Annotated in this window: 9 protein-coding genes and 1 pseudogene; 7 read left to right on the top strand and 3 right to left on the bottom strand. The window is 71.3% G+C overall.

The genetic code is table 11. The annotated features are described in order from the left end of the window. From ABZ646_RS30005 to ABZ646_RS29985, 5 genes are all read left to right on the top strand, one after another. Positions 1 to 973: LacI family DNA-binding transcriptional regulator (locus ABZ646_RS30005; protein ID WP_360525548.1), on the top strand; the 973-nt coding region annotated here is incomplete at its 5' end. A gap of 169 nt (positions 974 to 1,142) precedes the next feature. Further along, positions 1,143 to 2,390: a sugar ABC transporter substrate-binding protein gene (locus tag ABZ646_RS30000; RefSeq protein WP_360525545.1), complete on the top strand. Its 1,248-nt coding sequence runs from the start codon at positions 1,143 to 1,145 to the stop codon at positions 2,388 to 2,390. A 10-nt stretch (positions 2,391 to 2,400) separates the two neighbouring features. Further along, positions 2,401 to 3,321 carry a sugar ABC transporter permease gene (locus ABZ646_RS29995; RefSeq protein WP_360525542.1) on the top strand — a complete coding sequence of 307 codons (921 nt, stop codon included), beginning with the start codon at positions 2,401 to 2,403 and terminating at the stop codon, positions 3,319 to 3,321. Further along, positions 3,318 to 4,142, top strand: coding sequence for a carbohydrate ABC transporter permease (locus ABZ646_RS29990; protein ID WP_360525539.1), 825 nt, complete (start codon positions 3,318 to 3,320; stop codon positions 4,140 to 4,142). The genes ABZ646_RS29995 and ABZ646_RS29990 overlap by 4 nt, the downstream gene beginning before the upstream one ends. Before the next feature lie 63 nt (positions 4,143 to 4,205). Further along, the gene (locus tag ABZ646_RS29985) at positions 4,206 to 5,945 is read left to right on the top strand and encodes a trehalase family glycosidase (RefSeq protein ID WP_360525536.1); all 1,740 of its coding nucleotides are present in this window, start codon (positions 4,206 to 4,208) and stop codon (positions 5,943 to 5,945) included. Between the two features lie 25 nt (positions 5,946 to 5,970). Here the strand turns inward: ABZ646_RS29985 and ABZ646_RS29980 are convergent. Both ABZ646_RS29980 and ABZ646_RS29975 read right to left on the bottom strand, forming a co-directional pair. After that, a pseudogene (locus ABZ646_RS29980) lies at positions 5,971 to 6,306 on the bottom strand (helix-turn-helix transcriptional regulator); the annotation flags it as partial. 170 nt (positions 6,307 to 6,476) lie between these two features. Continuing rightward, positions 6,477 to 7,697, bottom strand: a complete 1,221-nt coding sequence (locus ABZ646_RS29975) for a metallophosphoesterase (RefSeq protein ID WP_360525534.1) — start codon at positions 7,695 to 7,697, stop codon at positions 6,477 to 6,479. Positions 7,698 to 7,976: 279 nt separating this feature from the next. On the opposite strand from ABZ646_RS29975, the gene dacB reads away from it, so the two are divergent. Beyond that, positions 7,977 to 9,341 (top strand): D-alanyl-D-alanine carboxypeptidase/D-alanyl-D-alanine-endopeptidase, encoded by a 1,365-nt coding sequence (gene dacB, locus ABZ646_RS29970; protein WP_360525531.1) that lies wholly within the window; start codon positions 7,977 to 7,979, stop codon positions 9,339 to 9,341. Between the two features lie 193 nt (positions 9,342 to 9,534). Next, entirely contained in the window at positions 9,535 to 9,927 is a 393-nt protein-coding gene (locus ABZ646_RS29965) for a tetratricopeptide repeat protein (RefSeq protein ID WP_360525528.1), read from the top strand. A gap of 143 nt (positions 9,928 to 10,070) precedes the next feature. Here the strand turns inward: ABZ646_RS29965 and ABZ646_RS29960 are convergent. Further along, on the bottom strand, positions 10,071 to 10,639 hold a 569-nt coding region (locus ABZ646_RS29960; RefSeq protein WP_360525525.1), incomplete at its 5' end, for an alpha/beta hydrolase.

Below are 10,639 nucleotides of genomic sequence, written 5' to 3'. Positions count from 1 at the left end.
GAGCACCGTGTCGTACGCGCTGAGCGGCAAGCGCCCGGTCTCGGACGACACCCGGAGGAAGATCCAGCAGGTCATCGACGAGCTGGGCTACCGCCCGAACGCCAGCGCCCGGGCGCTCGCCAACGGCCGGACGAACACGATCGGCCTGGTCTTCCCGCCGGCCGGCAACCACTACACCGGAATGCAACTGGACTTCATCGGCAGTGTGGTGGAGGCCGCCGCGGTCCACGACTACGACGTGCTGCTCTCACCGAGCGGTGTGGACAGCGACCGCTCGTTCCAGCGGCTGCTGGGGGAGCGGCGCGTCGACGGCGCGATCCTGATGGAGATCAGGCTGGCGGACGACCGGGTCGACCACCTGGCCGAGCTGGGCTTCCCCGCCGTCGCCATCGGCCGTACCGCCCACCCGGAAGGCGGCTGGTGGGTGGGGCTCGACCACACCGCCCTCGCGGCGGCGTGCGTGCACCACCTGGCGGACCTCGGCCATCGCCGGATCGCCTTCGTCAACCGGCCCGAGCAGCTCCTGCGGGCCGGATACGAGTCCGCGCACCGCGGCCTGGACGGCTTCACCAAAGCCGCCGCCGAGCGCGGGCTGACCGTGCGGACGTACAGCTGCGGGGACGACGCGGCATCCGGCCAGGCCTGCCTGGAACAGATCCTGCACGACGAGCCGGCCACCACCGGTCTCGTCACGCTGAACGAGGCCGCGCTGGGCGGGCTCTACCGGGGGCTCGCCCAGGCGGGCCGCCATGTGCCGCGCGACTTCTCCGTCACCGGGGTCGTCGCCGCCCGCTGGGCCGAAACGGTGACACCGCGGCTCACCGCCGCCGACGTACCGGCGGAGGAACTGGGCCGGCTCGCCGTCGACCTGCTCGTGGAGCGCCTCGACCACCCCGACGCACCGCCCCGGCACCACCTCCTCGTACCGCCGATCTCCCTACGGGCCAGCACCGGTCCGCACACGGCTTCCTGACCGCCGCCACCGTCATCGCCGCCACCGTCACCGTCTCCGTCTCCGTCGCCGGGTAGACCTGCGCCCCGTTCCCTCGCCGATCGCCCACCGGCGCTGTTCGGCGTGCCCGTTCGCCTCCGACCACCCCGTGCCCCGGCACCCGCATGCCCAGAACAAAGGACCTCCCGCCATGAACAGCTCCTTCAGACACCGCCGGTTGACCGCCGCCGCTCTCACCGCGCTGGCCGTCACCGTCACCGCGACGGCCTGCTCCTCCGGCTCCGGCACCACCGGCAGCAAGGGCGCCGGCACCGGCACGTACACCATCTGGGACCCCTACCCGCAGTTCGACAGGACCTCGGCCTGGGCGAAGCTGCTCGACCAGTGCGGCACCAAGGCCGGTGTCAAGGTCAAGCGCACCGGCTTCGACACCAGCGACCTGGGCAACAAGACACTCCTCGCCGCCCAGCAGGGCAACTCGCCGGACGTCCTCATCGTCGACAACCCGGTGGTGTCGACACTGGCCGAGGCGGGCGTGCTCACCACGACCGACGAGAACAAGCTGGACACCTCGAAGGTCGACCCCAACCTGCTCGCGGCCGGCCAGTCCGGCGGCAAGACCTACGGCACGCCGATCGGCGCCAACACCCTGGCCCTCTACTACAACAAGGACGTCCTGAAGAAGGCCGGCGTGGACATCGCCTCGGTCAAGGACTGGAACACCCTCACGGCGGCGCTGGCCAAGGTCAAGAAGGCCGGCAAGAAGGGCATCACCTTCTCGGCGATCGGCACCGAGGAGGGCAGCTTCCAGTTCCTGCCGTGGTTCTGGGGCGCGGGCGCGAAGCTGACCGGACTCGACTCCTCCCAGGCCGTGTCGGCACTCGCCCTGTGGAAGGACTGGCTGAAGCAGGGCTACGCCCCGAACTCGGTCCTCAACAACACCCAGACCACCAGCTGGCAGGAGTTCGCGAGCGGCGACTACGCGTTCAGCGAGAACGGCACCTGGCAGCTCGCCAACGCCGAGAAGGCCGGCTTCGACTACGGCGTGCTGCCCGTCCCCGGCGCGACCGGAGGCAACGCCGCGGCCCCGACCGGCGGCGAGTTCGTGACCATACCGGTCCAGAAGGACACCGCCCGCTACACCACGGCACAGCGGCTGGCCACCTGCCTGACCAGCACCGCCAACCTCTACACCACCGACACCACCCTGTCCTACGTGGCCCCGACCCGCCTGGTCCAGGACAAGCAGGTCGCCGCGAACGCCGAGCTGAAGCCGTGGGTCGACGCGGTCAGGTCGGCCAAGGGCCGCACCAGTGACGACCTCGGCACCAAGTACCCCAAGATCTCCGAACAGCTGTGGAAGGCCGTCCAGTCCGCCCTCAGCGGGTCCACGTCGCCCAAGGACGCACTGACGTCCGCACAGGCCGCGGCCAAGTGACGTGAACCCGATGAAGCAGCCCCGGGCCCGCGGCGGCGAACGCCCCCGGCCCACCTCCACCCAGTGGGCCGCCTGGGCATTCCTCGCCCCAGTGACCGTCTATCTCGCCCTCTTCTACGCCTATCCGCTCTACCGCAACCTCGACCTGAGCCTGCGCGACTACACCGTCCGCTCGTTCGTCCAGGGCGACGCGCCGTTCACGGGCCTGGCGAACTACCGCACCGTCTTCGACAACCCGACCTTCACCCCGGCCCTGCTGCACACCGTCCTCTTCACCGCCGTGTGCCTGGTCTTCCAGTACGCCATCGGGCTCGCCCTCGCCGTCTTCTTCCACCAGAACTTCCCCCTGTCGGCGACCCTGCGCGCCCTGTTCCTCGTGCCGTGGCTGCTGCCGCTGATCGTCTCGGCCTCCACCTGGTCGTGGATGCTCAACAGCGACTCCGGAATCGTCAACGCCGCCCTGCACGCCGTCGGCATCGCGCCGGTGAACTGGCTGACCTCGCCGTCCTGGTCCCTGACCGCCGTGATCATCGCGAACATCTGGATCGGCGTCCCGTTCAACCTGGTCGTGCTCCACAGCGGCCTGCAGTCCATCCCGGCCGGCCTGTACGAGGCGGCCGCGCTGGACGGAGCGGGTGCCTGGCGCCGGTTCTGGTCCATCACCTTCCCGCTGCTGCGCCCGGTGTCCGCGATCACCCTGCTGCTGGGGCTGGTCTACACGCTCAAGGTCTTCGACATCATCTGGATCATGACCAAGGGCGGCCCGGCCGACTCCTCCACCACCTTCGCCACCTGGTCCTACCAACTCTCCTTCGGCAACCTGCTGCCCGCCTTCGGCCCGGGCGCGGCCGTCGGCAACCTGCTCGTGGTCGCCGCACTGGCCTTCGGCCTGGTCTACGTCCGCGTACAGAGGAAGCAGGCCCTGTCATGAGCCGCACACACCGGCGTACCCGGGTGAAGACCACGATCGGCGTCGTGCTGACCGGGATCATGCTCTTCCCGGTCTACTGGATGCTCAACGTCTCCCTCACCCGCGACCAGGACATGCGCAAGAGCCCACCGGACCTGCTGCCGCTGCACGGCACCCTGGCCGGCTACCGAGCCGTCCTCGGCGAGCAGTTGCCCTACCTCGGCACCAGCCTGGTCATCGGCCTGGGCACCGTGGCGCTGACCGTCGCCCTGTCCGCCCCCGCCGGGTACGCGCTGGCCAAGCTGCGCCCGCGCGGCGGCGGCGTCATGAGCTTCGTCCTGCTGGCCGCGCAGATGATCCCCGGCATCATCATGGCGATGGGCTTCTACGCCGTCTACCTCCAACTCGGCCTGCTCCAGTCCGTCCCCGGACTGATCGTCGCCGACTCGACCCTGGCCGTGCCGTTCGCGGTGCTGATCTTCACGGCGTTCATGTCCGGCATCCCCGGCGAACTCCTCCAGGCCGCGCAGGTGGACGGAGCGAACCCGCTGCGCACCTTCTGGTCCGTCGTGCTGCCGATGAGCCGCAACGCCGTCGTCACGGTGTCCCTGTTCGCCTTCCTGTGGTCCTGGTCGGACTTCGTCTTCGCCAGCACCCTGGTCAACGGCGGCGCCCATGAGCCGATCACCCTCGGCATCTACCACTACATCGGCAACAACAACCAGCAGTGGAACGCCATCATGGCCACCGCCGTCGTGGCCTCACTGCCGGCCGCGGTGATCCTCGTCCTCGCCCAGCGGTACGTCGCCGCCGGTGTGACCGCCGGCGCCGTCAAGGACTGAACCCGCCGGCCCGCCACCACCGGTCCGCCGCAGCCCCCTGCCTCCAGAAACGAGTCACGTCACATGACCGCCGCCCCGCCCGGCCCGGCCTTCTCCGTCCACGACATCCCGTTCAGCACCTACGGGTCCTGGTTCGACCTCTCGCCCGTGGTGGCGGAGAAGACGTACGCCGAGGACCTCCACCTCGTGTCCCACCAGAACGGCATGCACGGCGTCCTGCGCCTGGTCCCCCTGGACACCACGGCGGAGCACGACCGGGCCGAGACCAGCGTCGAGGCGACACCGGGCCTGCTCAGCTGGATCGGCGAGAGCGGACGCGTCGACCTCGCCTACGAGTCGCCGGACACCGTACGCCTGCGGGGCAGCGGCCTGGGCATCGGAGTCCTCGCCGCCGCGCGGGCACTGACCCCGTTCAGCGGCACGTACTTCTTCCACGACCCGGCGGCCGCCGGGCACGTCTTCACGTCGTACGAGACCGGGCGCCGCTACCGCGTCACCGTGCTGTCCGGCATCCTCGCCGAGGTGACCGAAGTGCAGACCCTGGGCAGCGCCGACCGCGGCGTGGCCGTGACCGCGGACGCGGGCGGGACCTGGGAGATCGCGATCGACGAACTCGACACCGCACGCCCCCCGTACGTGTCCTCGGGGACCTTCGACGACGTCGTGGAGTCCGCGCGGCGTGCGTTCGCGGACTTCGCCGACGCCGTCGCCCCCTGGCGCTCGCCCGCCACACCGGCCGCCGAACTCGCCGCCTACGTCCTCTGGTCGGCGACCGTACGGCCGGCGGGCCTGGTCACCCGGCCCGCCGTGCTGATGTCCAAGCACTGGATGGACAAGGTCTGGAGCTGGGACCACTGCTTCAACGCCCTCGCCCTTGCACCCGGTTGCCCCGAACTCGCCCTGGACCAGTTCGCGCTGCCCTTCGACCACCAGGAGGCCGCCGGCGCCCTGCCCGACTCGGTCACCCACTCCGAGGTCCTGTACAACTTCGTCAAGCCGCCCATCCACGGGTGGGCCTTCGGCCACCTGCGCCGTCTGTTGCCGGCACCGCTCCGCCAGGACCAACTGGGCGAGGTGTACGCCAGGTTGGAGCGCTGGACCGCCTTCTGGCTCACCGCACGACGGGCCCCCGGCGCCGAACTGCCCTACTACCAGCACGGCAACGACAGCGGCTGGGACAACGCCACCACCTTCGACCCGGAGCGCGTCGTCGTCACCGCCGACCTGGCCGCCTTCCTCGTGCTCCAGCTGCGCGAACTCGCCGAACTGGCCGAGGAACTGGGCAAGGAGGACGCGGCGCGCCGCTGGACGGCCGCGGCCGAGGAAACCCAGGCCGCACTGCTCGACCAGCTCTGGACCGGTGAGCGGTTCGTCGCCCGGGGAGTCGCCAGCGGGGACACCTGGAGCAGCGCCGGCCTCCTCGACCTGATGCCCATAGCGCTGGGCGAACACCTGCCCCGTGAGGTCAGCAGCGCGCTGGCCGACCGCATCAAGGCCCACCTGACCCCGTACGGACTTGCCACCGAACTGCCCACCTCGCCGCACTACCTCGCCGACGGCTACTGGCGCGGTCCGATCTGGGCTCCCGCCACCGTGCTCGTCGAGGACGGCCTGCGCCGCGCCGGCCACCAACGGCTCGCCGACGACATCAGCGCCCGGTTCCGTGTCCTGTGCGAGACCCACGGATTCGCCGAGAACTTCGACGCCGTCACCGGAACCGGCCTGCGCGACCGTGCCTACACCTGGACGGCCGGCAGCTACCTCCTGCTCGCGGCGGCACACGCCCACCGAGACGGCCACTGACCGGCCGCCTCTCGTACGGTCCCGGTCAGTCGTGGCCGTTGCGCCAGGACCAGGCGGCGATCTCGACCCGGTTCCGGGCCGACAGCCTGGCCCGGACGCTGGACAGACGGGTCTTGACCGTGGAGAGCGGCACGCAGAGCCCGGCGGCGGTCTCGGCGTTGGTGCGGCCGACGGCCACCAGCCGGACCATGTCCGGTTCGCGGTCGGTCAGCGGCTCGGTCAGCGGCACGGCGCGCCGTTGCGCGGCCGGTTTCGGGACCGGCCCGGGCTGCGCGCCGAGGTGCCTGAGCAGACGGACCGGCCCGGAGGGCGAGACCAGCGGGTCACCGGCCGCGGCGGCCCGGACGGCCTCCGCGAGGAGGGGGACCTGGTTCCTGGACCGTCGGGGCAGTGGCTCCGGAAGGAGCGGACCCGATCGGCGCCGAGCGGCGGCCGCTCGACTCGGCGGTCCGGGCGGACGCCGCGCGGTGAGACCGGTCGGCACCTCCAGCCGGCGGCGGCGCGAGCAGACCGGTACCGGCCCGCCTCGTGCTACGGCGACGTGGGCAGCTGCGGGGAGCGGAGTACCAGCAGGGTGATCTCGCTGGGGGCGAAGACCCGGAAGGGCGGGCCCCAGAAGCCGGTGCCGCGGCTGGTGTACAGGAGGGTGCGGGTGCCGTGGTGGCTGAGGCCGGCGAGGACGGGCTGGTCGATGCGGACCAGGTGGTGGAAGGGCCAGATCTGCCCGCCGTGGGTGTGACCGGAGAGCTGGAGATCGACGCCGGCGGCCGCCGCCCGGTCGATGAACTTGGGCTGGTGGGCCAGCAGCAGGACGGGAAGGTCCGGGTCGGCGCCGTGCAGGGCTCCGGCGAGATGGGCGCGGTGCCCCGCCAGGCCGGAGGACTCGGCGGTGACGTCGTCCACACCGGCGACCACGAGGGTGTCGCCGCCGCGTTCGAGCAGCAGATGGCGGTTGCGCAGCGGCTCCCAGCCCAGCTCGTCCATGAGGTCGACCCAGCCCTGGGCCTCGCTGTAGTACTCGTGGTTGCCGGTGACGTACACCCGGGCCCGGGTGGCCCGCACGGTGCCGAGTGGGACGGCTTGGGCCCGGCGGCGTTCGGCCGTGCCGTCCGCGATGTCGCCGGTGTGGCAGACCAGGTCGGCCTCCAGCGCGTTCACCGTCTCGCACACGCGTGCCGACCAGCGGGCACGATCGAGCGGACCGTAGTGGGTGTCGGTGATGAGGGCGACGCGGAGGCCGTCCAGCCCGGTACCCAGCCGCGGGAGTCGCACGTCGAGCCGGCGCACCCGTGGCACGCGGCGGGCCTCGGCGTATCCCCAGGCGAGCAGTACGGCGGCCACGCCGAGCACGGCCCACGTCACGATCCGGGCCCTGTCCTGGCTCTCGCCGAAACCGGCCACGGTCAGTGCGAGCCGCACGAAGACACCGATCAGCACCGACCAGGTGAACACGATCCAGCTGGTGCCCAGCAGGGTGTCACCGATGACCGCCGCCCAGTCCTGCTGGCGCCGGCCGTGGCCGCGCGCCATCGCGAGCGGCATACCGATGAGACCGAGGACGAACAGGGCGGTGCCGGCCGACGTGACGGCCAGCGGCCAGTGCTGGCCGGTGTACAGGAGCACCCAGCAGGGCACCACCCACAACAGGACGGGAGCGATCAGGGGGATGTAGCGCATCAGGGGGTGCAACCGGCGCCGCCGCGGCGCCTGCGCCTCACCCTCGGCGGGCCGGGTGTTGCTGGTGTCGGTCACGCTTCCCCTCCCTGACCAAGCTGCCCTCCCGCGCACTGTATCCGGTCGGACGTGTTCCCCCACGAGACGAGGACCGGCCTCCACGACGACACACTGCGGCATTCACGGGCGGCTGTTTCTCCGGTGGTTGATCGACCCTTGCCGCCAACCCGACTGCATCATTCACAACTCGACTACTTCGCAACCCAGTTGGTGCACGCGAGGACTCTGAGGCAGCTGATACTCTGCGCTCGCTTTTCATCCTGATCAGGCCCCCGTTCCGAAAGTCGGCCGACACCCATGAACGACACAGCTGCCGAGACGCCGGCGCAGACCTTCCTCCCGGAAGGCCGGCGCCGGCATCGCAAGCCCCGGCCGAGCGGTACGGGCACGGGTCTTCGCCGGGCCCTCGTCCTCGCCGTCGCCGTACCGGTCGCGTCGGCCGCGCTGGCGGGTCCCTCCGCCTTCGCCGCGGGCAAGACCGGCGGGACGGCCAAGACCGGCGCCGCGGACGCCGACGACCAGCAGATGGCCGCCAACCTCGAGACCCGTGTGCTCGACCAGCGGCTGGGCTCAGACGTCAGCGGTGTGGTCCTGGACGCCACGTCGGACACGACCGTCTGGGGCCACAACGCCGCCACCGCGCTGATGCCGGCGTCCAACGCCAAGCTCGCCACATCGACCGCGGCCCTGACCGTGCTCGGCCCGAACCACCGGTTCACCACGAAGGTCGTGTACGGCAACGGCACCCTCACCCTCGTCGGCGGCGGCGACCGCACCCTGACCACCGCCGACCTCGCCGAGCTGGCGAAGACCGCGGTCGCCGGGCTGAAGGCGGCGGGCCTGAGCTCCGTGAAAGTCGCGGTGGACGACAGCCTGTTCCCCGAGCCGACCCTGGCCAACGGCTGGAACGACGGCTACTACCCGGACACCGTCGCCCCGGTCAGGGCGCTCGTGGTCGACGGGCACGGTGTCCAGGACACATCGATCGACGCCGGTCAGGTCTTCGCCAAGCAGCTCGTCGACGCCGGAGTCACCGTCGACGGCGATGTCACCCGCGCCACCGCGGGGGCACGGGACGTGCCGGTCGCCCGGCACCGGTCGGCGCCGCTGTCGGACATCGTGCACACGATGCTCAAGCACAGCGACAACGACATCGCCGAGACCCTGCTGCGGATGACCGCCCTGGGGGCGGGCCGGCCGGCCACCTTCGCGGGCGGCACCGAGGTGGTGCGCCACATCCTGAGCCACGTGTACGGCGTGTCCCTCGACCACTTCGAGCTCTACGACGGCAGTGGCCTGTCCCGGGCCGACCGCATCCCGGCCGCCACCCTCGCGCAGATCCTCGAACTGCTGACGGAACCGCGCCATGCGCACACCCTCCGCTCCGTCCTCGACGGCCTGCCCGTCTCCGGGGAGGCCGGCAGCACCCTCGGTCCGGAGTACGGCCGCTTCGACGACCCCGACTCCGAGTGCGCCGTGGGCAAGGTGCACGCCAAGACCGGCACCCTCACCGGCGCCATCGCGCTGAGCGGCCTGACGCAGGGCAAGGACGGCAGATGGAAGGTGTTCTCCTTCGTCGAGAACGGCTCCACGGCCGACCCGAACGCCATCAAGGACGCCATGGACGGCCTGGCCGCAACCGTCAACGGCTGCTGGGCCTGAAGCACAGGAGGGGGCGGCGTATGCACGGGCAGGACTGGATCGAACGTGCGGGAGAGCTGTTCGAAGCGGCGATGTTCGTCGGGGACACGTCCGCACTGGACCTGTCCGACGACGTACTCGACGCGGTCGAGGCGCCGCTTTCCATGGCGCGGGGCAAGGTACTGCACGGGACGCGTCCGGTGAGGCGGAAGCGTTGTTCTGGGTCGGCTGCCGGCACCAGGTGGTCAAGGGTGACGGTGCCACCGGCAGGCCGTACTTCGAGCGGTCCCATGCGCGGGCGAAATCCGTCGACGACCGGATGACCATGCCCTATGCGATTCGCCATCTCGGCTTCGCCGACAAGGACGCGGGTCACTTCGATCTGGCCCGCGAGCGGTTGACCGAATCGCTGGCACTGCGCCGGGAGATCGGTTTCAGACCCGGGGAAGCGGCCGGTCTGGTGGCGCTGGCCTACCTCGCGGCCGAAACCGGCGACCCGCCGACGGCGTTCCACCACCTCGCCGAAGCGGAGTCGGTCGCCGAGAGCTGCGGTGCCAAGGCCGTCTCGGAGTGGATCGAGCAGGCCCGCACACACATCCGCTCCTAGAATTCCACCGGTTCTCGGTCCGGACCGGGCGCGGATCGCGGCCGGCTTCGCGGCGGTCGTCGCCGGGTACCACCTGCTCCTCACGCCGACCGTGCCGGTGGCCGCCTTCCCACAACGAGGACACCGTCCGGTGGCGCGAGCGCTCACGCCAGGAACGCCGCAGTGGCTGCCACGAACCCGTCCGCGTCGTCGAGCCACGGGAAGTGCCCGGCTCCGGGTCGGACGGCGAACTCGGCGTTCGGGAAAAGCCTCGCGAACTCGGCCGCCGCGGGCGGAGGGGCGCCGGGATCGACCTGTCCGGCGAGCACGAGCACCGGTGACCCGAACCGGGCGAGCGCCAGGCGAGTGGCGTCCGGGTCGTACGCGCCCTCGGCGTTGAAGGCGGCCACGACCTCCGGGTTCATCTGCTCGTCCTCGGCAGCCTTGTGGGCCTGCGCCGCCTCGTCCCACCGGCCGTAGGAGAACGGCGCGACGGCCTGCCACATGTCGGTGGTGGTCCTGCCCGCCCCGATCGCTTCCAGGGCCGCGAACGCCCTCGGGAACCACGGCTCGTCCCGGCGCAGCCGGACGGTCTCGCGCCGCAGCTCTCCGGTGACCGCGATCCCGACGGCGCGGACGCTCGGCGTGATCAGCGCGAGCCTGCCCACGTGCTTCGGGGAGCGGCCGGCGTACTGCACGGCCAGGTTCGCGCCCGCGGAATGGGCGAGCAGGT

Source organism: Streptomyces sp. NPDC007162 (assembly GCF_040634175.1).
Classification (GTDB): Bacteria; Actinomycetota; Actinomycetes; order Streptomycetales; family Streptomycetaceae; genus Streptomyces.
This window is presented reverse-complemented; position numbering and strand designations above follow the sequence as displayed.